Origin of the sequence: Solibacillus sp. FSL K6-1554 (assembly GCF_038005185.1) — a bacterium.
Lineage (GTDB): Bacteria > Bacillota > Bacilli > Bacillales_A > Planococcaceae > Solibacillus > Solibacillus silvestris.
Genome location: NZ_JBBOSS010000001.1, coordinates 3,858,439 through 3,882,939 on the forward strand (window position 1 = coordinate 3,858,439; position 24,501 = coordinate 3,882,939).

Here is a 24,501-nt window from a genome sequence, read left to right on the forward strand (position 1 = left end):
GAATTACTATTGTTCTTCCATTGCTGCAGCTGCAGTCAGCATATTATCATAGTCTTCTTCATCATAGACTAGATTATAGATTTTCCACAGGCCGTCTTCTGTTTTCTTTAAGTAAGCTGTTCCGGATAAATCTAATGTCATTTCCAAATTGAAGTTGATTTCAGGGTCATTCATCTTAATATGAACTTTCAAATCATCAATTTTTACTGCGGCAAAACGTTTATTCAATGATATCAACTTACTTGAATACTCGCCTATTTTTTGAGATGAACTAGAACCAGTTGAGAAATCTGCGTCTTCCAATAGCAATTGGCTATCAAGTGAATAAGCTAAATAGTAGCCTGTTGTTGTTTCACGATAGAGCGCATCCATATCCTCTTCGTTTTCCGTATCTGATGAAAACTCAAACTCTTCATCAATATAACGATTCACTGTTGCAATGATTGAAGCTTCGTCTTCTGCTTCTCCACTTTCTAAATGTAAAGCACGGTCAATCATCAGTACTGCATGAGAACGCTTTGCAAAATCATTCGGTTTAAACGTTTCTCCATAGCCATTAACAATACCGGCACCTGCTGTTTTCACAATTGCTTCATAAGAATAGCTATTCGGATTAACATCGTTAAATATTTTTCCTGTTTTTGAAAAATCAACTGTCTCATTAAATGCACGATAAATCATCGCTGCCATTTGAGCACGTGTAATTTTATCGTTCGGTTTAAATGTACCGTCTTCTTTACCGGTAATAATGCCTTTACTGCTGGCAATCTGAACAAAGTCATAATACCATGCAGAAGATTTAACATCGGAAAATTCTTTTTTAATATCGCCACTCGTTAAATTCATTGCATTCACTAAAATTTTTGTAAACTGTGCACGTGTAATACTGTTTTCCGGCTTTAAAAGAATAGACGTAAATTCGTATACTTCGCCATCTTCTTCATATACTGTTGGCTCTTCATATCCGTCGATAATATTTGCATATAAGAAACGTTCCAACTGCTCGTATGCGCCATGTTCATAACTTACATCATCCATGTAATACTGATCGATCGTTTTTTCTGCTGCCGACGCTGGCGTTACAGTAATAAAACAAACTGTAAAAACTAATAAAATTGCTAATTGAAGTACCTTCAATCTAGTTAACCCCACTTCTCCAAATTCTATAATACCTTAACATATTACTTAAACAGAACTTATATGAATACAAGTATATTTTGGCAATATTTTTAAAAGAAAAATTAGTAGCCTAAATAGTAGTAAAAGATGAATGCAACTGCGAAGTTAGGAATTGCCATATTAAGAGAACACAATGCAATCGTATTTCTTTGAATCCAGCTTTCTTTCGTTTCCATTGCCGTGTTTGCCCGCATTCGGTCACCATTGACGAATGCCCCGGAAAAAATGCATGCCACAATAAAAAAGATAAAACCAATCCCGCTCGTTATAGTGGAAATCATATGAACATCCCAAATAATAATAGAAAGCAAAATTCCTATTAAAGACAACCCTGTACCGATTAGAAAAAATTTCATATTATTCCCCCTTTCCCTATATACCGCATTCTTTTGGAAATGGTTTCAAAATAAATCGATATAATGAGAATTTTGTCAGGCATCGTCTGGAACTAAGTAATAATGTACAATACTTAAAAATCCTTTCGCCGAGTTTTTCATTGCCTGTTCATCGATATTAAATTTTGGATGGTGATGAGGAAATTGTGTAGTAGGGACATCTGTAGCTGAACCAGTATAAAAATATACTCCGGGAACTTTTTGCAAATAATACGCAAAATCTTCACTTGCCATAATGGGGGGCATCTCAACGACATTTAAATGGTTAATATTATCAAGCAAATCTCTTACAACTTTTGTTTCTTTCTCGGTATTGACTAATTGCGGATATCCTCTTGTATATTCCATCTCATAAGTAGCACCATAAGTTACTGTGACATTATTAAGAATATGTGTTAAAAGTGTTTGGACATTTTCCTGTTGTTCCTGGTTAAATGTACGAACTGTCCCCTCAATTGCAGCTTCTTCGGGAATCACATTTATTGTACCCCCGGAGTTGAACACAGTAATTGCTGCCACTACCGGTTGTACCGGATCAAGTTTTTGACTCATTAACAAATGGATTTGAGTTATAATTTGTGCGCCAATCACAATTGGATTGACGGAAGTGTGAGGAGCGGAAGAATGTCCGCCTTTACCGATTAATCTAATTTTTACATAGTCACTGGAAGCGGTAGCACTCCCTTTTGGTACCGTAAAGTTTCCTAATGGGACGGAAGATAGGACATGATTTCCAAAGATTGCATCTACCCCTTCGAGCACACCCTCTTCTAACATTTGAATCGCTCCCCCCGGAAATTGCTCTTCCGCTGGTTGAAATATAAATTTAACCGTCCCATGGAGTTGATCTTTATATTTACTTAGTATTTTTGCTACCCCAAGCAATGTTGCTGTATGTGCGTCGTGACCGCATGCATGCATAACATTCGGGACCTGGGATTTATAGGGCACGTCATTTTTCTGTTGAATGGGTAACGCATCCATGTCAGCTCTTAATGCAATCGTCGGCCCTGTTTTTCCCCCTTTTAAAATTCCGACAACGCCATACCCGCCAATATTCCGTTGCACTTTAATTCCATAACCTGCTAAAATATCCCCTACCATTCTGGCCGTTTGTACCTCTTGAAATGGCAGTTCAGGGTTCTCATGCAAATGCCTTCTCCAAGCAACCATTTGATCGTACACTTCCTCCACTTCTGCATGCCACTCGTTAAGCACTTGAACACATCCTTTTCTCACTCGTTCTTATGCATCAAATTAGTATATACATTTGTTACATGAGATGTTCGGTAGAGGGATTTGTCCAAAAAAAAAAGAGCTTCGGTATGAATCCGAAACTCCTTTTTATTATTAATTTTCTTCATAATAGCCGCATACGACATGTCCGACCGCTTTAGCCGCGACCAGAAGCGCATCTTCGTCAATATCGAATTTTGGATGATGATTGTAATAAGGTTTTTCTACTCCTTTTGGTGAACAACCAATATAGAAGAAGCAAGACGGGAACTTCTCTGCATAATAGGCAAAGTCTTCAGATGGAGACATTGGCGGCACTTCCTTCACCTCTGTAATAATCGGATCATTCGCCCCTACTAAATATCCTGCTACTTTCGCTGTTAATTCAGGGTCATTGTATAATGGCGGATAGTCGTTTTCATACGTCAACTCACAAGTGACACCGAATTCTTCTTCCAAACCTCTTACTAATCTTTTTACTTCCACTTCAATTTTTTCCTTCGTTTCTATCGTCATATAGCGAATATCGCCTTCAAGTTCTACACTATCTTTAATCACATTAAATGTCCCTTTACCGTCGAAGGAACCAATTGTAATAACACCGATATCAAAGGGGCTTAAACGGCGGCTAATAATTGTTTGCACAGCAGTGACAAAGTGTGCACCGGCAACAATCGCATCGTTTGCCAAATGTGGTGAGGAGCCATGTCCGCCGCGTCCTTGAATTTTCAGTTTTAAGTACGCACGCCCGTTGAAGGCAAAACCTGAATTATAACCGACAAATCCTGAGGGGCCCATTGGCAGCAAGTGAATCCCGAAAACATTATCTAAATCATCGAGCAGCCCTGACTCTACGATACTTTTCGCACCGCCTGGCGGAACTTCTTCTGCATGCTGGTGAATAATTTTAATTGTCCCTGGTATCTCATCTTTCAATTCGATCAAACAATCGGCCAATACAAGTAAATATGCGGTATGTCCGTCATGGCCGCATGCGTGCATTACTCCTTCATTAACAGATTTGAATGGAACATCGGCTTCTTCGGTAATCGGCAATGCATCGAAGTCTGCGCGAAGCCCGATATTTTTGCCTGGCTTCCCGCCTTTAATCGTTACAATAATTCCGTAGCCATTTCCGACATTTGAATGAACTTCTACATCTTTTCCTTTATAAAAGCCGAGAATGTACTGTGCAGTTTTTTCTTCTTGAAACGATATTTCAGGATGCTGGTGTAAATGTCTCCGGATTTGAATCATTTCATCTTTACGAAGTTCCAGCATCTCCATTAGTTTTTGTTTCATGGTTACCACTCCTGAACTTAAATTTTGAAGAAAATAATGTAAACGCCTTTGACAAGGCGTTTACATCATTTAAATTAATCGACTGATTTCCCCGCGCTTTTTGGAACTAGGAATAAAACTGATAGGATGGAAAGGACACCGAATATGACGTTAATGATGATCCCTGTTGTTGCGGCCATTTCCAGATTGCCGTTTGCAGATGCCGCGCCGTATGCTGTCATGGAAATGGCTACACCGAACGCACTACCTAAAGAACTTGCCATTTTATATACACCTGCCGCTTCCCCAACTTTGTCAGAAGGTGCATTGGATACAGATGTATCTGTTGACGGTGTTGCATAAATACCTAAGCCAAGACCGAATAAAGCAAATCCTACGAATACCGCGATTGTATACGCTACATCCGGCAAGAATGTTAATCCCATTAATGCAACACCGACCGTAGTAATTATTCCACCCCAAATCATCGGTTTTTTAGCACCAACACGTTGAAGTATTTTCTCCCCTACACGGATCATTGCCAGTACCGTCACTAAATAGCCAAGGGAAAGTAAGCCTGATTGGAAAGCATTAAATCCACGTCCTACCTGCACATACGTATTGGCTACTACTAATGTACCCGCTATTGCATTAAGTAAAAAGTTCGATACCGTTGCACCTGTATAGGCTTTGTTTTTAAATACTGCAAAGTCGATTAGTACAACTTCTTTTTTCATCTCTACTCGAATGAATGTAATTAATCCAATTACTGTTACTGCCATTAAAATTAAGGAAATGCCGCTTGTCCAACCAAAGTCTGCACCATACGTAATTAAAATATTTAATGCAACCATTGTGACAATAAAAATGCCTAGACCGACGTAGTCAAAACGGAATTTTCCTGAAGACTCCTGTTTACTTTCAGGTGTGTCTTTTAATAAAAACAGACCAACTAGAGCGAATACAATCGAGAAGATGAAAATCCATCTCCATCCTAATGAAGTCGCAATGGCACCACCTGCAAATGATGCAACACCGGAACCTCCCCATGAACCAATTGACCAGTAGCTTAATGCTCTTTGACGGTCCGCGCCTTCAAAGTAAGCTTTGATTAAAGCAATTGTAGATGGCATAATGAATGCAGCTGAAAGACCGATAATAATTCGGCCGATTATTAATAAAACAGCACCTTGCGCCAATACTAAACAGAGTGAACCAAGAATACTTAGCCAATAACCGATGACCGCTATTTTTTTACGACCTATTTTGTCAGCAAGACCACCTGCCGCTACGATAAACATTCCTGAGAATAATGCCGATAAACTAATCGCTATATTAATCGTACCAAGCGAAATGCCTAAATCCTCTTGAACAGCTGGTACAACGTTTACCATTGCTTGAGCAAATAACCAAAATGTAATAACACCGAATACAATTCCGATGATCATTTTATTCGTACCTTTGTATGTGTTCATAATAATCCTCCTATAAAATTTCCCGCGTAATTATAATGTCTTCAAATCTCTTTTAATCATACTCCTTAGTATTAAAAGAAATATTTCAACAACGCTTTAACAATTAACAATAATGATTTATTTTCTCGAGAATATTCTTTAGCCGTTAAAGCCTGATCAATACTTCATGTCTTTAGTTTATACAGAAATCTATATGTCAAAAAGTTATTATTTGCGTATAACATGTATACGAGTCTGTATATTTTTTACGGAAACAATTGGAGTAGCAAAAATATACCGTCAATTTTTTACTTAAATAAAAAAAGACTGCTGCGTATCGTTCGCAACAATCTTTTTATAAAACAGCTTTTCTTATATCAAAAAAATGAATGGCATTCACCGTTAAGTATGAATAAAAAGACCAATCACTCATAATTTTTTCATCAAAAATTTCAAGTTGAGGATAGCTTGACCTGTTAATATAATCAATGACTTCCATATCCAATCCATAGCGGCTATTCAAATCAATCCAATTTGTATAAAGTGCGCCATGCTCACGGTCAAACGTGTATTTTCGCACTTGATATTCGCCAGGCTCCATTCCTTTAATTTTCACAAATAAGTCCTTATTGAACATTTGCAAAAACGTTTCCTCAATTAAATAATAAGGATTAACGGTTTTACTGTTCATGAGCACTAACTGATACCCACGTTCATTTTTTGTCATCATGTAATCAGGTCCTTGGGCAACAATCTTACCGTTTAGCCTTTTTGCAAACATTAACGCAAAATATGCCGGTCTTTTTCCATCAAAATAATGGAAAAGTTCTAGCCCTTCAATCCGGATACGTTGGCCGTCACTCTCACTTTCATGTACAACCGTATTAATCCAAAAACCTACTGATTCCACCTCATCTGATATGTCCAGCATATTTTCCAATACTAATGCTGCGCGGAAAAAGCGGCCGTTTGTCAGGCGTGTATTTCCGGAAAGAGTATTCCATGAAATGACATGAAGCGGCTTTTTAATTCCATTCTTCTTTAAATACGCTTTTATTTTTTCTGTTTTTTCTTTTAAATAATCTTTTGTCAGGAAAAAGCGGTCATCATTCAACTCTTTAAAATCTACAACATCATTTTGATTCGAATGATACCCTATAAAATCTACAAATTCCGCCTCTTTTAACAGCCATATATGCGCTTCGCTTGTCTTCTCCTTTTCAAAGGAAAAAGGTAAAAACATACCGACATGAATATCCGGTACAATGCCTTTTATCAAATGATATAACCTAAAATAAACCCGTTTTAGCTCATCTGCTGCCACGATAGTATTGTATGGTTCATAAAAGAGAAAATGCCAGGCGCTTAAATAGGAACCACCATATAATTGCAGACAATGCTTCAAAAAATGCTCCAGCTTTCTGAGATAATTTTCTTCATCCATCGTTAATTCCTGATAATCAATTCTTACGAAAAGTGCCAAGTTTTGCTGCTTTAAAAATTCCAGGGCAATATCGGTTTTAAAATATTGTGAACTTGTCGGGATAATTTCATCTGTTTCAATCTCAGCTGAAATCGCTTCTCCCTTTAGTAAATTACTGATTCCTACAAAATCTACCCCGATTTCTCTTTTCGCCATTAAAATTTGTGCACGGATATTTTCCTTTTGTAATTCCTTCAACTCATGCGCAATAACCATATGTTTGGGCCTTGAAATAGGAATATTGCCAGGTGCTGTTATATCCAATGACAATTCTTCAAATTTCGATTGTGTATTTTTATACGATTGATCAAGTGTATTTAAAATAACCCCTAACTTTCCTAAAATTTCAGGTGAATGTACTGGCTGTTCCGCATCTTCCAGCGGGTACTCTTTAAATGAATCCTTCTTCTCTACAGGATGTTTCTCCCGATAGACATGCGGTGTCATCCCATAGTTTTCTTTAAAAAGGGTCGTAAATGATTTCGTGTTGGGAAATCCATTATTCATCGAGATTTGTGATACCGTATCATTCGTATAGAGCAAATCTTTTACACTATGCTTTAGACGGATTGTCATTAAATAACGACTGAACCCCATATTCATCTTTTGTTTAAAATAACGGGATAAATAAGCTGTCGACAAATAGGATTTTCGGGCCATTTCCTCCAACGTAATCGGCTGATCATAATTTCTTTCCAAGTAATCAATAATTTGCATAAGCCGCTGATCATTTGTATCCAATTTTTCTGAGGAGCTCCCTTTTTTCTTAAAGCCGCGTATGAGCGTAAGCAAGATATCACATAAATATTTTTGAAACTCAATTTGGTGGCTTTCATCTTGACGGTAATAGGAAATAATTAACTTAATAAGCCACTTACGAAGATTATTAAGCATTTTTTCGCGCCCCATATGCACTTCCTTTGAGTAGCATTCAAAGCGATTATCACGGTAATTTTTATAAAATCGGTCGATAAATGTATCCGAAATTGTTAGACTGAGCACATAATTATCAGGATTTCCCTTTATCTGAAAGAGTTCGTTCCGATTAATAACCAATAAATCAAGTTCATTTAATTCATAAAAATGGCTATCTGTCTCAACAGTAATCTGCCCTTCAACAACAAATATTAACTCAAGCCCCTGATTTACTTTTGGTGATAAATAATGAATCTCCTTTAAGGAAATTTGAAATTCAGATAGCTGGTTACTCATCTGTTCACCTCACTATTTTTCTTTAAGTTAGTTTTCCTAATGTGGGAAGTTTTGTTTCTTTTATACGATTTGTCTATTATGTTGAATTGTTTCAATAAACTTTTCAATCGTTGCCGTCAAATAGGAATCCGCTCTCCTAATAAAGACCGTCTTTACTTTACTATACTCACTTGGCAATGAGTGACAATAAATAGTCCCGCTCTGCTCCAGGTGTGCAACAGCTGACTTTGGGACAAATGAAACCCCTAGTCCCATTGAAACACTGCGTATAATCGTTTCCAGTGTACCAAACTCCATCACTTTTTGAGGACTGATATTTTGATCCTGGTACCATATTTCCAGACGTGCCCGGTATCCGCAGCCTTTTCTGAAACATAGGAACGGGATGCCTTCTAATTCTCCCAACTTCAGATGAGGTGAGTTTGAAATTAATACAAGCTCTTCATCAAATACTTCATATGACTCAAGATCCGGATGAATATTCGATGCGGTTATAAACGCTCCATCCAATTTATAATCCAGTACTTTTTGCTCCAATTTCTCTGTTACCCCTGTTATTAATGACAAATCGACACTTTGATAACTTTTCATATAGGAAGTTAATATATTCGGTAAATGGTAGACCGTTTCAACCGTACCTATTTCAAGCTTTCCGATTGGTTCATTTTTATTAAGAACGGCTCTTTTCATTTCCTCCGTTAATAGCAATATTTTCTTACTATAAGATAACAAATTTTTTCCTTCAGGTGTCAAAGTCATCCCTCGTCTATGTCGGTTAAATAATGGCGTGTTCAATTCTACTTCAAGTTTTTGTATTCTTGATGTAATATTCGATTGGACATAATTTAATTCTTTCGCTACTTCCGTAACTGTTCCCTTCTCGGCAACAAGTTGGAAAATTTCCAAGTCTTTAAATTCCACGATGCATCCAGTCTCCTTTTCCTGTTCCTATTACTTTAACATGGTATCTCAAATACTGATATTAATGATAACTTTTATTCATTTTACGAGATAGTTATACAATTGTAAGATAGTAATCGTGACTATTTAGTGAAATGAGGTTAATAAAGGTTGAAAAATAATGTTCTAATCGGTTCTATTCTATGTTTTATAGCTGCAGTATCATGGGGGGCAATGTTTCCGGTAGCCCATGGTGCATTTAAACATATAGATCCATTCTACTTCACCATTTTTAGATATGGCGCAGTGACGATTATTTTAATTACACTGCTGTTATGGAAGGAAGGAAAGAGAGCTTTCCGTATGGAAGGAAAAGGCCTGCAGCTTTGGTTTTTCGGTACGATGGCCTTTACAGTTTATAATTTGCTTATTTTCTGGGGCGAGGATTTACTCGGACAATCCGGTGTTATGACGGCCTCTATTATGGAATCACTTATGCCGATGATTTCAATTGTCATCTCATGGATGATTTTTAAACACCGTCCATCGCTGTTTACATTACTATGTGTATTATTATCATTTATCGGTGCGGTATTAGTTATAACAAAAGGCGATCTTCAGGCATTTTTAGGCACGACAGGTCAGTTTATCCCTTCCCTTTTCATCTTTATCGCTGTCGTCGGATGGGTGATCTATACAATGGGCGCCAATGAGTTCAGTCATTGGTCTGCTTTGCGCTATTCTACATTGAGCTGTTTACTTGGAACCGTAACCGCATTATTCGTTACTTTAGGTGCGACAATGTTCGGCACTTTATCTGTGCCAGCTGTAAACGATGTAGTTGCAGTAGGTCCACACTTACTGTTTATGATTATTTTCCCGGGTGTCATTGCATTATTGGGCTGGAACATTGGCGTCAACTACTTGTCACCTTTAAATGCATTACTGTTCATCAATTTCGTTCCTGTCACAACACTATTCATTTCTATTATTCAGGGGAATGCGGTAACGGTGTTTGATATTGTCGGAACAGTGTTGATTATCATTGCGCTTTTATCAAATAATATATATGTAAGAATGCTGGACAAGAAAAAGGCCAATCATACGATGCAATCTACATGGAGTGAAGGGATTTCTTAACTATAATCTTTAGGCTTAATGCAAATAAGCGATTGGGACAGAAATAGAAATACCATTGGATAAGAAGAAAAACCTTATTAAGAAACGGATATTTTATAAAATTGATTTGATTGGAATGGAGGGCGAGTGTTCGTGCTGACGGTTTCACCTTTAGCACTGTGAAAACATTAGCTGACGGCTATGCCTTTCGCTACAAGCAAGCTTCCAACGGGAATAGCGAAATTTATTTTGCGACGAAAGCGAAGCGGCAGGAGCACTGACGCCTGAGACTAGGAACAAAAGCTAAGAACGCCACGTCCTGTGGCAACGCTTTTGTGACCAACATCCTGTTGGCCTCACGCCCGCGGAAAGCGTCCGACCTGGAATAGAAATCAATTTTTAACGCACAGCAAAAAATGCCTTTTTTCTCTCAGAGAAAAAAGGCATTTTTGGGTTATGTCCCACCCTCTATTAAAATCCCGCTACTTTTATAGTTCGTTGTAATAATTTCCTTATAATGTTATCTTTTAGGTTGAAATACTATAAATTTATTTAAAGGAGTTGAAAAAATGAGAAAAACGATTGCCTCCATTAGTATTGCACTAGGCTTGATGTTTGCGATCGGAACGAACGTCAATGCTGCGACTGTTCATTACAAAGACGTCAAAGAATCCGACAACTTTTATCCCTCTGTTCAGTATTTATTAGACCAAAAAGCAATTAGCCGGACATTGCCTCAATTTAGACCATATGAAAATATTACGCGTGGCCAAGTGGCAAGTATACTTGCAAAAGTATTGGATGACCGCTTAAAAGAGATTGAGTATACGGAATGGTATAGTGGTGCGAACTTTATTGATGTGCCAAAGACAGATCAATTTTATCCTTACATTAATAAGCTGGACTGGAACGGGATTATGCGCGGGTATTATGTGAATGATACTTCTTCCTCTGCGAGGGCATTCGGTATTAACCAACCTTTAACGCGTGGACAATTTGCCGGTGTAATTATAAAAGCATATGAAATTCCATTAATTCAATTGCAAAGCTACAAAGAAAGTGGCGCTTCCCCATCTGACATATTCGATGGAAAAAACTTTACGTATCCTTGGGGACAGGAAATTGCGACACTTCAAACAACCGGAATTTTAAGTGGTTACGACGACGGAAATTTCAAACCAAGTACACCGATTAAACGTTCTCAATTTGCAAATATGCTTGTGAAAGCTGCAAATGGCGAACTATATTTCTTTAACCAGAACAACCTGCTCAATGACTTTGAACAACTAGGTATTTCTAAAGAAACTTCAATGGAAAAAATCAAAACACTAACAAATAATACCACTGTTAAATATTTGGCTTCCTACAGAGATGTACGGTATTTAAATGCTGTGACTATTGCAATAATGATCTATAAAGAAGGAGTCATTTTGTTCGAAGATATTAACGTAAAAATGGCTGTTTCAAAAGACGCGAACGGAAAGTGGCAGTTGAACGTTGAGAAAATCAATTAACAGGGGATTAATTATAACCGGTATCAGCTGGACGGCTAATCTATTTGATTAGCCTTTTTTAATAACTTGAAGTTTATGTTTTTCTGATAGGCCGCTCTCTTGGTGTAATATTAATAATATAGTAACTAATAATTAAAATCAGGATTACCCCTGCAAAAATGAGTGTATCCATTGCCGAATCATGTTCGACAATAATGAGACGGAGCATGGCCGTAATTCCGATATACATAAAATAACGAAGCGGGAAATGATAGTCTTCTTTAAAGTATTTCACAATCATCGTGATAAACTCGAAATACAGGAAGAATACTAGAATTTTTGCCAGTAAGTATTTGTATTCATGCTTTTGCCCGTTAAATATAAACTTTAAAAGCTCGACCATTTCGATGATGAGCATGACACAAAGAGTTAACGCCAATACTGTTAAACCAATATTCAAGATCACTTGAAGCACTTTCGGAATAATTTCTTTAAATGGCTTAGGTTTGGATAAAAACTTCATTTATACACACCCCCAGACGTTATATTTTCAGATTATTCCATCATTAGGGGTATGTCAATTTTGTAAGCGATTACTATTTCAAAAAATTTTTTTACTTGTTTTTATTCTTAAAAAGAACCTTTTAAATTTCTAAATTGCCCAGATTCATTTTCAAATATTGAATAAACGGATGCTTCACCTTATCCACTTTTCTTGTACAGCAAAACAAGCTCTGGCTGATTTCCACTTGATTGACAAAGACGCGTGCAATGCTGCCTTGCAACAGTTTTTCCTTAACACTGCATGCTGGTGCGATTGCCATTCCATAACCGGCTTCCACAACTTTAATCGATTCCAGTACACCTTCTATTTGTAAGCCAAATCTCGGTAACGGGCAATTATGCGTATAAAAAATTGCCTCCATTAAATCCAGTGTTGAACTGCCTCGCTCCCTATAAATAAAATCATGCTCACTTAGCTCAAAAATCGATACTTTTTTATTTGCTAATGGATGTGCTGGATGGACAACAAACCAAAACGGAATATCCAGTATTTTCTCAAAGGACAAATCTTCATGGCCAATATTGCTTTGCACAACAAAACCAAAATCAACTTTATAATCAAGAACATGACGCTCCACAGACTGTACATTTCCAAGCGATACATACATATCGATATTTGGATTTTTTGATTTATATCCCGCAATGATTGGCGGCAAAATATAATTGGTTGAAATATAAGACGAAGCGATTTTTATATTCTCTTTCTTTTCCAAAAAGGATTTAAATTTATCATCAATCTGTTCTTCCAAATGAAATAACCGCAAGCCCTGCTCATAAAGAAATTCACCTTCATAAGTAAGCTGAATACCCCTTCCCTTTCCTTCTATAAGTTTCACTCCGATTTCTCGTTCAAGTTTGCGTATTTGTATAGTTACAGCCGGCTGACTGATATGCAAGAGTTTCGCTGCTTCAGTAATACTGCCCAGTTTTGCAACATTTGTGAAAATTCGTAGCGTATGTAAATTCATTTCCTCACCCACTCATAACTTAAATTTATGAATATACAAAATATATATATTTGTTTTATGAGTAGTATAGCAGTATTTTGTGAGTAGGGGGGATTTGTTTGGAGAACTTATTTATAGAGTGGCTATCCATAGATGGGCTCATTTTATTCGCAATCGGCATACTTGCTTCCATTGTAGGGGTCATGTTTGGGGCTGCAGGATTTGTATTGCTTCCTTCCTTATTGTTAGTCGGCATTCCGATTCATGCGACTGTCGCAATTAATAAATTTGCAACAGGCATATCTTCATTTTCGACGGTTATTGTTCTGACGTTGAAAAAAAGAGTACAACTGAAAAAAATGATTCCATTTATGCTGATTGCAGCAATTGGCGGTATAAGCGGGGCATTTTTAGCAACAAGATTGGCGGAACATACGATGAATATTGTTGCATGTATTGTTTTAATCGTAATGTTCTTTTTTCTTATTAAAAGTAAAAAGAAAGAAGTTATTAATGAGCAGCCCGACATCGAAAAGAAAACTAATTTAATTGCACCTTTTTTTATTAGTATTTATGATGGTGGGCTTGGAACAGGTTCTGCATTGCTAAACATTACATACTTTCTGAAGAAACAAGTCAGCTATGTAATGGCTGCAGAAATGACTCGTTTTTTAATGTTTTCAAGCTGCACAACTGCTTTTTTATTTTACCTGTTCTATGGCATCGTTAATTGGGGTGTTGCTGTTCCTGTAGCTGTCGGATCGATTGTTGGCTCCCATATCGGTCTAAAAATCATTCCTTATTTAAAAGGGAAATGGGTTGAGATTTTGCTTCCTATTATATTTTTCCTGTTAATTATCCAAGTAATATCGGATTTACTTTTCTAATATTGTGGCGGCTGGGACAAACTTAAAATGCATCTGTCCCAGCCAGTTTTATTTACTGGCCCTTTTCTTATGCACTACACCATTCAAAAATAAAATAACCATTAAAAGTATCGACAGATTAAATGTTGCCTTGGATATTTCGGTATTTAATACAAAGACCATTACATTATTTAATAAAATAACCGCGCAAATTGTAAACGATAAATTAGCAAGAGAATGATTGCTCAAGTTATGTGATACCCCTTAACTTTCATTCCAATCGGTAAATAATACGATAAATTGTTTGTGATCATCCCGCCAACACGCAACCCTATTGCTGCCGGCTTTCCGCTTATTAAAAAACTGCCGACCAGCAATTCACCTGTTTGTCTTCCCTTTTCGCTTCGGAAAGTTGTTTTCTGCTGCTCGATAAATTGCTGGTACACTTTCGGATAGTGATGATACGATTTTTGGATATCTTCTTTTATAAGCTGTCCATCTTCATCAAATATTTCTACCGTATCTCCCTCCCGGCCAAATACGGGTTTCTTTACATAGCGGATTCCTTTTTCGATAAACAGGCTATCTTCCAAATAGGTCGGCAAAAAATATTCGGCAATCCATTCATGCTCTTCCGTCGTAAAAAATGCATTTCGTTCTTCGTGCAAGCCCCAGATGATGGCTTGTACTGCTTTGTTTTGCAATAAAAATGCCGAGGGTGGGTTAAGGATTGTCAGCAAATCCTGCTCTACCAGTTCCATTAGCCACAATCCTATTCGATTCTGCGCATCATCTTCGTCCTGAATTAAATTTTCTATCGGAAATGTTGGACGATACAGCAAGTCGATCCGCTTTCCATCCTCATCGAACAACCCGACACCCTTTTGTATTTGCAATTGGTGTAAAGGAGTAAACTTTGCTCCGGGCACAAATTGCATTATGTAAAGCGTAGTATAATAATCTTCTATATTATCATCGTGTGCGGTAAAAACGATATGTGCATCAGGGGAAAATATGCTTTGGGCAACACTTTTCCTCACCATGCTTTTTAACATCTCTTCCATTTCATTATTCGGATTTTCCATGCCGAATGCTTTGCAGATTTGGCCGTTTACAACAAATAACTCCTTGATGAACGTAGGTGTATCAGCATTCATTTCAATACATTTATAGCCGCCATTATGAGCAATAAAATCAAAACGCGCAATAACACTTTCCGCTTCCAGTGTTTTCAGGCGCAGAATAGGAATCGTTTCTTCTGGATAGCCCATTTCAATCAGTGCTTCATCCGGAAGATTGCGTAATAAATGGGCTGTTTTAAAAAAGATTTTCCCTGCACATTCAGTAGCTATGCGAATTTTTTCTACTTCTTCTTCTGTTACTTCATAAACGTCATAGAGAGCATATTCCTCGTTATATAAATCGGCCCAAAACCGGTCAATACTTGCATAAAATTTCCTGCGCTCGCTGTTCGTCATGGATTGCTCAGCTCACTTTCATCTCGGTAACATAAATCACGTAGACACCACGATCTTCATCAATCTCTGTTGAAGTAACAAGCATTTGTCCAATCGATGGTATATCTACTACGTTTTTCAGTAAATAGCGGATCACTTCAAAATGCGTATCACAAGGAATACGTGACAACAGACGATAATTTTCACGTTCGTTTGGGCTTCTAAACTCGATATGTATACCCCGCTCACGAAAGTTTTTCTCATCCTCACCGGATAAATTGCGGCCCATCTCCTTTAGCACAAGGACTTCCACATCTTCTTCCATCTCATTCGATACAAGCTCATACTGTGTACCGCGCATAATAAAATACGTGCAAAGCTGCCTTGCGTAAAATTCATCGATCCCTACATTTGTTTCCGTATATTCATAAAACGGCTCATAATGACCATTTCCTTTTTCAACATAGTAAATTAACCGCTTCATCGTTTCCGCTCCTTAAATTAATAAGATATGCATTTCGCAACTATCAACCCGACTGCAATTGATAACGATAATAACATTGTTCCGACTGCACGGTTATCTTCCTCAATCGCCTTTTGAATGCTGAAGCGGATTGTTATAATTTCAGCCAGGAAAAACACTATTACCTGCGCTACAATTCCAATCACACCCCAAATAGCCATATCCATTAATGATATTGAATACTCTGCCGCTGCACCTAATACGATTGCCAGACCCACTACTTTACCGCCCATTAACATTGCGGCTGCGACATTCCTTTGTGCAATTAACTGAAACTCTTTAATTTTCGGTGTACTGAGCGCAAACAGCACCATACCGATAATTAATAAACCTAATGACACGCCCAGATATGATAAAAAATTCAAATACCCATTCATTCTATTTTGTCTCTCCTATCCCCCGAAGCTTTTAGCGCCACTGCCAAAACCTGAACTGGTCTTTGCGGCCTTAAAGCTATCGCTGTTTTTATAATTTATGTAGCTGCTGTCACTATTTAGTGCAGATCTATTATTGAAATATCTACCCCCATAATAGTAGGCGCCGTAATGTCCTGAACGGCTCTCGTCACATCGCCATACGCCTTCTTCTTCCGACCAGTCCCAATCCCGGCAGCTTTGGTCTGTAGGCTTTGGGGGTAAACTGCTTGAAGTACCGCAGCCAGCCAAACTTAATGTAAGCGCAGTTGCTGATACGCCGGCCATCAATTTTTTCGTCTTCTCCATCTTTCTTAGCCTCCATTTCCTTTCCTCTTTAATCGTACGTAACAACAGGAAAAAAAGATTCTATAAATTTAAAAAAATCCCGTACAGTAACAGGATTTGAAATAACCAGCACTTTTAATTTATTTATCTAAAAACAATAGAAGGTAGCTCCCCGCACATATATACAATGTGATTTGCGTAATCATGTAGATTACACGTTCAGTTGATGTTAACTTTTTTTCTTTCTTCATTTTCCTGAAATGCCAATAAAAATATATCCCACATAATAGGAGAATGGCTCCAGAAATTTGAAAAATATTTTCCAGTATACTAACCAAAAAATTCCTCCTACTCTTTCTTCAGCTTTTGCATTCAACTCATTTTACACAATGAAATATAAACGACTTTGCCTGATTTGTAGCTGTTTGAAACGTAAAGTCTTCATAAGCGTTCACAGTTGTAAAGCCTGCCTTTTTAAGTGCGGATGAAATTTCCTCTAGGCTTCGAAAAATTAACTGGACCTTTGCTTCGTGCGTAATACCTGTATTAACATTTTTAATCTTTTCATAAAACGTAAAAACATTTCGATCTAACCCTTCATATTCATCCCAATACAGCAACAGGTCTAAGGTATAGATATCTTGAAGCTGGTCTACTGTCTCATCTTTTTGCCACTCTTCCCATGCTCTTGCTTGGGGGTTCCGTGCATCAAAAATAAATTGTCCGCCAGGCTTTAAAGCTGTAAATACATCCTGTAAAACATTACTCCAGCTCTCTTCTGTAATAAAAACCTGTGCCACATTCGCTGTCATGATAACTGCATCATAGGAATTAATTGTTAAGCTCTTACTATCACCAATGATCCATGAAACCAATTCAGCATTTTCCTTACTTTGAGCTCTATGAACGGCTTCTTCATTAGGGTCGATTCCAGTCACTTCATAGCCGGTCTTTGCCAGTTCAATCGTTACCCGCCCAGTACCGCAGCCTAGATCGGCAATTTTTTTAGCTTTTGATAATTGTAGAAGCTCCATAAAGTATTCATCTTCTTTTCCCCATGTATGAAGCTGGTCGTAATAATAAGCAATCATTTAACTTCCCCTGCTTTCCTTTTGAGCATCCGTTCAGTTATTATTCCTACTGCTGCACCTACAAAGATTGGCAGTAAAGCAATCTCCGTATATGAGAGGGAAATTTTAAAAATCAGAAAATCTAAGTTAGCTACATAACCGATAAAATATAAAACAGCTATTGTTGCAAAAGAGGCAAGTAATGGAATCCAAAATTCTTTTCCCATCTTTTCATCTCCGTTCTATTCTTTTTACTGTCCATTAGCTTTTACGTTGTAAATCGACCGAATTTAATTCTCTTCTATACCAGGTCGGTACAGGATTGTTCATGCCATCAAACCATTGCAAAACGTTTTTTGCCTGATTTTTCATTATATTTAAATCATGTTCACTGTAATTTGCAGCCCAAGGAATGGATGACAGCATATTACTGCTAATATAAAAAGCAAGAAGCGAGAAAAATTCCATCGGCGGTGTTCCGTTAAAATATCCGTTAAGCTGCCCTGTAGCAAAAGATGGACTGGCAGTTGCACTCCATACAATCCGGTTAAATTCTTCCCACGGGTCTCCAAAATCACTGCGGTTAAAGTCAATTACATACAGCTCTTTCTGAGGAGAAATAACCATATTTCCAACATGGTAATCGCCATGATGGAAACTTTGCTCTCTGCCTTCAAGGAGGTGTCTGTTCTCTTCGATATATCGAATGATTTTATCGTCCCCCTCTATTTTTACATCACATTCCTGGTAAAGTCTGATTTTACTGTCTGCTTTACGGTTAAAGTGTGATCCCCAATCTTCCTGCTCTGCTGGTGCAGGAATACTGTGAATCTCTTTCAGTATTTGCCCTGATTTCACCCCTAGTGAATACTGTTCCACTTCTGTCAGGTTAGGTAATACTTTCTCCGCATCTTCACCGTCACACCATACGAAAATTGAGTAAACACTTTTACCGTTGTCACAAACTCCAAAATCGACAGGTCGTGAAACGGGCAAGCCCCGATCAGCTAAACGCTTTATGATTTCATATTCACTTTTCTTTTTATCATACTCCGCCATTTCACATATGCGCAGCAGCAATTTCCCATTTGTAACTGTTTCAATATAGAACTTTTTATCATCCGACCAGCCTTTATTGATTGCTTCAATTTTCTTGAAGGTATCGTAGTTTTTTATATCGAACATGGATAATCCCCCCTTTTGCTAGTAATTGCTTCTAGTATTTTAACATATAATTGTACATAATTTTCCAAATAAAGTGAAGGCAATGTTCCAATATTAAAACTTTAAAGTAAGTGAAGATAATATCCGATTACTCCAAAACCTATAAGTGTGCAGCATAAAATTTTGAATACGGATGAGTTATTGAGTGCCGGATATAAGATTTCCGATACGGTAACTATAAAAATCATCCCCATAGCAAAACTCATGAAGGCGGTGTTTAATAGCGGATGAACAATACTAAAAAAACTACCGATAAATACACCTAAAGCTACTGGCACCGATACGAGAAAGGAAATTAATAAAACTGTAAATATATTTAACCCTGCTAATATTAAAGGGATAAACAAAATTATTCCCTCGGGAATACTATGAAATAAAAGTGTTTGTAGTAAAGCCTTTGTAAGAACAGGTTCTTGGTTGGCCCCTAATGTTATTCCAATCGGAAAATTGTGAACCGCGAAACTAAGCATTAATAATAGGCCAGTACGAATATAGTATTTCTCTTTACTATAACTTTCCTTACCTTGTTTAAAGTGCGAACTACCATGCAGTACTGTGAATACCATCATCCCTATAACAAATCCAATAATCGTACTTAACCAACCGCCTGATTCAATCGCTTCAGGAAGAATTTCAAAACTGATCAAGCCCAGAATAACTCCTGTACAAAGCGCATAAATAATATTTGCCCTTTGCTTGATTCCTTTAAAAAGCCATGCGATCATGCCACCAATGAATATGCCTGAAGAAGTCCATAAAAAGCCTAGTAACCACATCGTTATCACCTTTCACTGAGTATAGTTAGTCGTATGGTTAATCTTCAGCATTTATGAAAATAAAAAAAACCGTATTTAAAGTATGAGTTTACTTTAAATACGGTTAAATATAATTTGATTATCCTTCCAGAGTTAACAGTCCATCTTCCATACGATACACTTTATCGCAAAACTCTAGCATACGTTCGTCATGGGTTACCATGACAGCAGCTTTGTTGCGTTCTTTAACTTCTTTTCGGATTTGCTTTACGACTTCGAATGCACGCTTAGAATCTAAGCTTGCTGTCGGTTCATCAGCTAAAATGATATTTGAATTATTCACAAATGCACGAGCGATCGCAACACGCTGACGTTCCCCACCAGATAACTCATTCGGGAATTTGTTGAACTTGTCACCTAATCCTAATTCCGTTAGTAATGTTTTCGCAAATTTCGTATCTTCTGCTGATACTTTGCCTTTCATTTTACGTACTAGTAATAACTGATCTAACACCGTTAAATACGGAATTAAGTTTGATGTTTGTAAAATGAATCCAACATCTGTTAAACGAAAAGCCGATAAATCTTTTTCCTTCATCTTGCCGATATTTGTACCATTAACAAGTACTTCACCTGTTGAAGGCTGAAGTAATGCCCCAGCAATCGATAAAAGCGTACTTTTCCCTGAACCTGATGGACCGATAATAGCGATGAACTCACCCGGGTTTACTGTAAGGGATACATTTTTAAGTGCATCCACTGTAGAGTCCCCTTCTTTAAATGATTTCGTTACATTTTTTAGTACTAAACCTGTCATTTATTCCACTCTCCCAATCGCTGTTAAAGGATCAATTTTTGTTACTTGGCGAGCTGAAATAACAGAACCTAAAACAGATACAATTAATAACACAAGCGCGTATAAAAGAACCATTTTAAAATCTAAGTTAAACGGCATTCCCTCTGGAAAAACAAGAGCAGTTAAATACGTTAATACAATGCCGGCAATAATGCTGATTAGTGATAACACGAATACTTGTGAAATAATCGATTTTTTAATAAAGCTATTTGATGCACCAATTGCTTTCATGACACCGAATTGCTGTGTTTTTTGCAAAATGAATACATAGAAGAATACCGCAATAATAACAGCTGAAATGATGAATAAGAAGGCAAGCATCATATAGATTGTTCCGCTTTCTTCTTTATAACCCGGCATTCCCATTACGGCTTCTGATTTTGTAAAAGTTTCAATCTCATCATAGTTGTTTTCGATTTTATCAGCATCAATGTTTGCACCTTGTAAAGCAATCATTGCTACTGGACTCTCTAAACCATTATCTGATCCTGGTGCTGCAAATGCATAGCTTTGCCAAACGTCTACGTTAACAAATACACTTGGTAAATGGTTAAACGTTTCACCTTTAGTAATGCCGACTACTGTTAATTCAATACTAGAGCTTGTTACTTCAATTGTATCGCCAATCTCGTAGCCTTTTTCTTGCAATGTTTCATCAATGATGACGCCCATCTTATCTTCTGCAGCCATTTGTTTACCTGCTACAACTTTTGGCTCGATAAATTTACCTGGTTCGATTCCAAGAAACGCTACGTCTACTTTTTCTTTCGCATCAGGCGATTTCACGATAACAGTTGATTGTCCGAACTTCGCTGCCTCTTTGACACCAAATTGACCCTCAACATCATCGGCAATCGTACCTGTTACCTTCGTTTTCATCATTGTTGCAGCAGAGCCTTCTTCATAAATAAAAAGATCTCCGTCAATATTTTTCATCGTCGCTGCAGCTAATGACGATAAGCCATTACCTAATCCTGATAAAATAAAAACAAGCCATGCGATAAGCATAATAATTGCGCCAATCATCATGAAACGTTTTTTCGCGTGTTTCATTTCTTTGATTGCTAAAAACATTGTAAATCCTCCTTAGTAATATATATCAACCGATCTTTTCAACTCTTCTAATTACTAGAAAATTGATCACCTCGAAATAAATTATCCGCCTTTTAATAACTATATTCAAATATCAAATTCTCCATTTGAACATAAATTATAACTATTAAAAAATGGATAAATATAATTTTTTTCCATGTTGCTTTTATAGTATAGGCGCCGAATATGAACTTTATATAAACTTTTTAAAATTTTATTTGAAAAATTATGTAAGTAGGTTCGTTATATTAATATATAAAAAACCGTTCGCTTATTTAATAGATAAGCGAACGGTTTTTAAAATCTTTATTATTCAACTGTAACTGATTTTGCCAGGTTACGAGGTTTATCAACGTCACAACGACGGTGAAGTGCAGCATAATAGCTGATTAATTGTAATGGTACAACAGATACTAGTGGTGTTAATAGTTCATGTACTGAAGGGATGACTAAACGGTCGCCTTCTTCTTCCATGCCTTCCATTGCAATAATACATGCGTTGGCACCGCGAGCCACTACTTCTTTCACGTTACCGCGAATGTTAAGCGCCACACCTTTTTGTGTTGCTAAAGCAAAGACTGGTGTACCTTCTTCGATTAATGCAATCGTACCGTGTTTTAACTCACCACCGGCAAAACCTTCTGCCTGAATGTATGAGATTTCTTTAAGTTTTAACGCACCTTCCAATGATACACAGAAGTCCATATTACGACCGATGAAGAACGCATTGCGTGCGATTTTTAAATAGTCTTCGGCAATCTGCTCCATTTCATCCTTAGAGTCGATAATTGTCTGGATGCCGTTTGCAACGATCGCCAGCTCCTGTTTTAAATCAAAGTCAAGCTCCATTCCTAATTGCTTAGCAACGGCATAGGCAGCTACTGCTAAAACAGCTACTTGAGCGACATATGCTTTTGTAGAAGCTACAGCAATTTCAGGTCCGGCATGTAATAGTAATGTATAATCCGCTTCACGTGAAAGTGTTGACCCTTGTACGTTCGTTACAGTTAACGCTTTGTAGCCAAGCTCTTTAATTTTTACTAATACTTGACGGCTATCCGCTGTTTCCCCTGATTGTGAAATGAAGATAAATAAAGGTTTCTTCGATAGTAACGGCATATTATAGCCAAACTCACTTGAAATGTGTACTTCTACTGGAATGCCTGCGATTTTTTCGAAGTACTGTTTCCCGATTAAGCCGGCATGGTAACTTGTACCTGCCGCAATAATATATAGACGGTCTGCTTCCGCTAATGCTTTTAGAATATCTGCATCAACCGTAACATCTTCACCTTGTTCATATGCTTGAATAATTTTACGGATCACAGTTGGCTGCTCATCCATTTCTTTTAACATGTAGTGAGGGTATGTTCCCTTTTCGATATCAGAAGCATCCAATTGTGCTGTATATGGTGCACGCTCAACAACGCGGCCATTTAATGTTGTAATTTCAACTTTATCTTTACGGACGATTACCACTTCTTTATCGTGCAATTCGATAAACTGGTCTGTTACTTGCAGCATCGCCATTGCATCTGAAGCGATTACGTTGAAGTCTTCACCTACACCTACTAATAACGGTGACTTGTTTTTCGCTACGTAAATCGTTTCCACATCTTCATTATCCAAAAGCGCTAATGCATAAGATCCGTGCACTAATGATAATGTCTTACGGAATGCTTCTAACGTAGATAAGCCCTCTTTAGCAAATAAATCGATTAACTGTACGATAACTTCTGTATCTGTATCAGAGCTCATCTGAATTCCTTTAAGATAAGCTTTTTGTAATAAATGATAGTTTTCGATAACGCCATTGTGTACAAGCGTATAGCGGCCTGAAGCACTTGTATGAGGGTGGGCATTTAAGCGGTTCGGTACACCGTGAGTTGCCCAACGTGTATGACCAATCCCTACAGCCGCTTCAACATCGCCATCAACTGCTTTTCGTAAATCCGCAATACGTCCCTTTTCTTTGAAAACTGTTACGCCTTCTTCATTGTGTACAGCAATCCCTGCAGAATCATAGCCTCGGTACTCTAGTTTCTCTAAACCTTTTAATAAAATCTCTTTAGCGTCCAATACGCCGTTATATCCTACAATTCCACACATAATCCGTTTCCTCCAATGTTATTGCTACATCGAAGCACATTTTGACAACACAAAAGCAGACTACGAAATCTACCATTTTTTGCCTAGTGCCTTTAGGGAAGTTAATTCGAAGGTGATGTTTGCTCTCGTTTAGCAAAGCCTGCACGCATCATTAACAATCCTGCTCTATTTAAAAAGGTGATGTAGCTAAATATTATTTTTAATTGTATGCCGTTTCGTTTTTCTGTCCAGAAAATCGCTTCTCTGTTTTAAAACGAAAGTTACAACCGGGCATGTGCGATCGGGAGGCATCCGCCGAAATTTCGATAAACCTCCACCTCGTCAACTAAGGATTATGTCCGCTCGATTTCCTTAGTTCTGGCGCTATAATTGTTTTCCGATTTTGTATGCGCGATTTCCTCTCCTTTTGCGCAACTCAGCCATATCCTTTTGCTGAGCATTTACATCATACACATAAACAATTTCACCGTCAATCCTACGCTTTCATTGTAAGCGCTTCATAGAAAAATTTTCTTTCCAAAGCTAGTGCGGCTGTTGCCTTACGTATGTGAATTCTTTCCCATAAGAAAATATCCCGTTTTGATT

Annotated in this window: 23 protein-coding genes; 3 read left to right on the forward strand and 20 right to left on the reverse strand. The window is 37.5% G+C overall.

What is annotated here, in order from left to right; all coding sequences use genetic code 11:
- Positions 1 to 6: 6 nt before the first annotated feature.
- From MHB58_RS19205 to MHB58_RS19235, 7 genes are all read right to left on the reverse strand, one after another.
- A complete protein-coding gene (locus MHB58_RS19205; RefSeq protein ID WP_340735845.1) occupies positions 7 to 1,137 on the reverse strand; it encodes an S-layer homology domain-containing protein in 1,131 nt (376 codons plus the stop codon).
- Between the two features lie 104 nt (positions 1,138 to 1,241).
- On the reverse strand, positions 1,242 to 1,535 hold the full coding sequence (locus tag MHB58_RS19210; protein WP_014822462.1) for a DUF5316 domain-containing protein: 294 nt from the start codon (positions 1,533 to 1,535) through the stop codon (positions 1,242 to 1,244).
- A 75-nt stretch (positions 1,536 to 1,610) separates the two neighbouring features.
- Entirely contained in the window at positions 1,611 to 2,792 is a 1,182-nt protein-coding gene (locus MHB58_RS19215; protein WP_340735846.1) for a M20 metallopeptidase family protein, read from the reverse strand.
- 132 nt (positions 2,793 to 2,924) lie between these two features.
- Complete coding sequence (locus MHB58_RS19220; protein WP_340735847.1) at positions 2,925 to 4,112, reverse strand: amidohydrolase; 1,188 nt, start codon at positions 4,110 to 4,112, stop codon at positions 2,925 to 2,927.
- A gap of 74 nt (positions 4,113 to 4,186) precedes the next feature.
- Positions 4,187 to 5,572, reverse strand: coding sequence for an MFS transporter (locus MHB58_RS19225; RefSeq protein ID WP_420066684.1), 1,386 nt, complete (start codon positions 5,570 to 5,572; stop codon positions 4,187 to 4,189).
- Positions 5,573 to 5,900: 328 nt separating this feature from the next.
- Positions 5,901 to 8,240: a helix-turn-helix domain-containing protein gene (locus MHB58_RS19230; RefSeq protein WP_340735848.1), complete on the reverse strand. Its 2,340-nt coding sequence runs from the start codon at positions 8,238 to 8,240 to the stop codon at positions 5,901 to 5,903.
- A gap of 60 nt (positions 8,241 to 8,300) precedes the next feature.
- The gene (locus MHB58_RS19235; protein WP_340735849.1) at positions 8,301 to 9,161 is read right to left on the reverse strand and encodes a LysR family transcriptional regulator; all 861 of its coding nucleotides are present in this window, start codon (positions 9,159 to 9,161) and stop codon (positions 8,301 to 8,303) included.
- A gap of 150 nt (positions 9,162 to 9,311) precedes the next feature.
- Between MHB58_RS19235 and MHB58_RS19240 the strand changes: the two genes are divergently transcribed.
- Positions 9,312 to 10,280 carry a DMT family transporter gene (locus MHB58_RS19240; RefSeq protein WP_340735850.1) on the forward strand — a complete coding sequence of 323 codons (969 nt, stop codon included), beginning with the start codon at positions 9,312 to 9,314 and terminating at the stop codon, positions 10,278 to 10,280.
- A 548-nt stretch (positions 10,281 to 10,828) separates the two neighbouring features.
- Positions 10,829 to 11,773: an S-layer homology domain-containing protein gene (locus MHB58_RS19245; RefSeq protein WP_008405938.1), complete on the forward strand. Its 945-nt coding sequence runs from the start codon at positions 10,829 to 10,831 to the stop codon at positions 11,771 to 11,773.
- A gap of 73 nt (positions 11,774 to 11,846) precedes the next feature.
- Here the strand turns inward: MHB58_RS19245 and psiE are convergent, their stop codons facing one another.
- Together psiE and MHB58_RS19255 are read right to left on the reverse strand one after the other, a co-directional pair.
- Positions 11,847 to 12,275 carry a phosphate-starvation-inducible protein PsiE gene (gene psiE, locus MHB58_RS19250; protein ID WP_008405939.1) on the reverse strand — a complete coding sequence of 143 codons (429 nt, stop codon included), beginning with the start codon at positions 12,273 to 12,275 and terminating at the stop codon, positions 11,847 to 11,849.
- 121 nt (positions 12,276 to 12,396) lie between these two features.
- The gene (locus tag MHB58_RS19255) at positions 12,397 to 13,284 is read right to left on the reverse strand and encodes a LysR family transcriptional regulator (RefSeq protein ID WP_014822456.1); all 888 of its coding nucleotides are present in this window, start codon (positions 13,282 to 13,284) and stop codon (positions 12,397 to 12,399) included.
- 98 nt (positions 13,285 to 13,382) lie between these two features.
- Between MHB58_RS19255 and MHB58_RS19260 the strand changes: the two genes are divergently transcribed.
- Positions 13,383 to 14,150, forward strand: a complete 768-nt coding sequence (locus MHB58_RS19260; protein ID WP_340735851.1) for a sulfite exporter TauE/SafE family protein — start codon at positions 13,383 to 13,385, stop codon at positions 14,148 to 14,150.
- 224 nt (positions 14,151 to 14,374) lie between these two features.
- Here MHB58_RS19260 and MHB58_RS19265 read toward each other — a convergent pair whose 3' ends face one another.
- The 11 genes from MHB58_RS19265 to glmS form a co-directional block, all read right to left on the reverse strand.
- Positions 14,375 to 15,607, reverse strand: coding sequence for a glutathionylspermidine synthase family protein (locus MHB58_RS19265; RefSeq protein WP_340735852.1), 1,233 nt, complete (start codon positions 15,605 to 15,607; stop codon positions 14,375 to 14,377).
- Between the two features lie 7 nt (positions 15,608 to 15,614).
- Positions 15,615 to 16,070, reverse strand: a complete 456-nt coding sequence (locus tag MHB58_RS19270; protein ID WP_008405943.1) for a hypothetical protein — start codon at positions 16,068 to 16,070, stop codon at positions 15,615 to 15,617.
- A 17-nt stretch (positions 16,071 to 16,087) separates the two neighbouring features.
- A complete protein-coding gene (locus MHB58_RS19275; protein WP_008405945.1) occupies positions 16,088 to 16,486 on the reverse strand; it encodes a DUF350 domain-containing protein in 399 nt (132 codons plus the stop codon).
- A gap of 15 nt (positions 16,487 to 16,501) precedes the next feature.
- Positions 16,502 to 16,831 carry a hypothetical protein gene (locus MHB58_RS19280; RefSeq protein WP_041865679.1) on the reverse strand — a complete coding sequence of 110 codons (330 nt, stop codon included), beginning with the start codon at positions 16,829 to 16,831 and terminating at the stop codon, positions 16,502 to 16,504.
- A gap of 356 nt (positions 16,832 to 17,187) precedes the next feature.
- Complete coding sequence (locus MHB58_RS19285; RefSeq protein WP_340735853.1) at positions 17,188 to 17,901, reverse strand: class I SAM-dependent methyltransferase; 714 nt, start codon at positions 17,899 to 17,901, stop codon at positions 17,188 to 17,190.
- Positions 17,898 to 18,107: a hypothetical protein gene (locus MHB58_RS19290; RefSeq protein WP_008405950.1), complete on the reverse strand. Its 210-nt coding sequence runs from the start codon at positions 18,105 to 18,107 to the stop codon at positions 17,898 to 17,900. Before MHB58_RS19290 ends, MHB58_RS19285 begins: the two co-directional genes overlap by 4 nt.
- A 34-nt stretch (positions 18,108 to 18,141) precedes the next feature.
- On the reverse strand, positions 18,142 to 19,065 hold the full coding sequence (locus MHB58_RS19295; RefSeq protein ID WP_340735854.1) for an aminoglycoside phosphotransferase family protein: 924 nt from the start codon (positions 19,063 to 19,065) through the stop codon (positions 18,142 to 18,144).
- Between the two features lie 101 nt (positions 19,066 to 19,166).
- Positions 19,167 to 19,880: a ZIP family metal transporter gene (locus tag MHB58_RS19300; RefSeq protein WP_008405952.1), complete on the reverse strand. Its 714-nt coding sequence runs from the start codon at positions 19,878 to 19,880 to the stop codon at positions 19,167 to 19,169.
- Positions 19,881 to 19,998: 118 nt separating this feature from the next.
- Complete coding sequence (locus MHB58_RS19305; protein WP_008405954.1) at positions 19,999 to 20,676, reverse strand: ABC transporter ATP-binding protein; 678 nt, start codon at positions 20,674 to 20,676, stop codon at positions 19,999 to 20,001.
- Positions 20,677 to 21,789 (reverse strand): ABC transporter permease, encoded by a 1,113-nt coding sequence (locus MHB58_RS19310; protein WP_065216085.1) that lies wholly within the window; start codon positions 21,787 to 21,789, stop codon positions 20,677 to 20,679. It lies immediately after the preceding gene.
- A gap of 327 nt (positions 21,790 to 22,116) precedes the next feature.
- Entirely contained in the window at positions 22,117 to 23,916 is a 1,800-nt protein-coding gene (glmS, locus tag MHB58_RS19315) for a glutamine--fructose-6-phosphate transaminase (isomerizing) (protein ID WP_008405965.1), read from the reverse strand.
- Between the last annotated feature and the right edge of the window lie 585 nt (positions 23,917 to 24,501).

What these genes read in the sequence shown, in the direction of transcription:
- MHB58_RS19305 (WP_008405954.1), bottom strand. Translation starts at nt 20,676, where the DNA reads ATGACAGGTTTAGTACTAAAAAATGTAACGAAATCATTTAAAGAAGGG.
- MHB58_RS19265 (WP_340735852.1), bottom strand. Translation starts at nt 15,607, where the DNA reads ATGACGAACAGCGAGCGCAGGAAATTTTATGCAAGTATTGACCGGTTT.
- MHB58_RS19230 (WP_340735848.1), bottom strand. Translation starts at nt 8,240, where the DNA reads ATGAGTAACCAGCTATCTGAATTTCAAATTTCCTTAAAGGAGATTCAT.
- MHB58_RS19295 (WP_340735854.1), bottom strand. Translation starts at nt 19,065, where the DNA reads ATGTTCGATATAAAAAACTACGATACCTTCAAGAAAATTGAAGCAATC.
- MHB58_RS19255 (WP_014822456.1), bottom strand. Translation starts at nt 13,284, where the DNA reads ATGAATTTACATACGCTACGAATTTTCACAAATGTTGCAAAACTGGGC.
- MHB58_RS19310 (WP_065216085.1), bottom strand. Translation starts at nt 21,789, where the DNA reads ATGTTTTTAGCAATCAAAGAAATGAAACACGCGAAAAAACGTTTCATG.
- psiE (WP_008405939.1), bottom strand. Translation starts at nt 12,275, where the DNA reads ATGAAGTTTTTATCCAAACCTAAGCCATTTAAAGAAATTATTCCGAAA.
- MHB58_RS19280 (WP_041865679.1), bottom strand. Translation starts at nt 16,831, where the DNA reads ATGGAGAAGACGAAAAAATTGATGGCCGGCGTATCAGCAACTGCGCTT.
- MHB58_RS19270 (WP_008405943.1), bottom strand. Translation starts at nt 16,070, where the DNA reads ATGAAGCGGTTAATTTACTATGTTGAAAAAGGAAATGGTCATTATGAG.
- glmS (WP_008405965.1), bottom strand. Translation starts at nt 23,916, where the DNA reads ATGTGTGGAATTGTAGGATATAACGGCGTATTGGACGCTAAAGAGATT.
- MHB58_RS19285 (WP_340735853.1), bottom strand. Translation starts at nt 17,901, where the DNA reads ATGATTGCTTATTATTACGACCAGCTTCATACATGGGGAAAAGAAGAT.
- MHB58_RS19245 (WP_008405938.1), top strand. Translation starts at nt 10,829, where the DNA reads ATGAGAAAAACGATTGCCTCCATTAGTATTGCACTAGGCTTGATGTTT.
- MHB58_RS19300 (WP_008405952.1), bottom strand. Translation starts at nt 19,880, where the DNA reads ATGTGGTTACTAGGCTTTTTATGGACTTCTTCAGGCATATTCATTGGT.
- MHB58_RS19210 (WP_014822462.1), bottom strand. Translation starts at nt 1,535, where the DNA reads ATGAAATTTTTTCTAATCGGTACAGGGTTGTCTTTAATAGGAATTTTG.
- MHB58_RS19290 (WP_008405950.1), bottom strand. Translation starts at nt 18,107, where the DNA reads ATGGGAAAAGAATTTTGGATTCCATTACTTGCCTCTTTTGCAACAATA.
- MHB58_RS19275 (WP_008405945.1), bottom strand. Translation starts at nt 16,486, where the DNA reads ATGAATGGGTATTTGAATTTTTTATCATATCTGGGCGTGTCATTAGGT.
- MHB58_RS19220 (WP_340735847.1), bottom strand. Translation starts at nt 4,112, where the DNA reads ATGAAACAAAAACTAATGGAGATGCTGGAACTTCGTAAAGATGAAATG.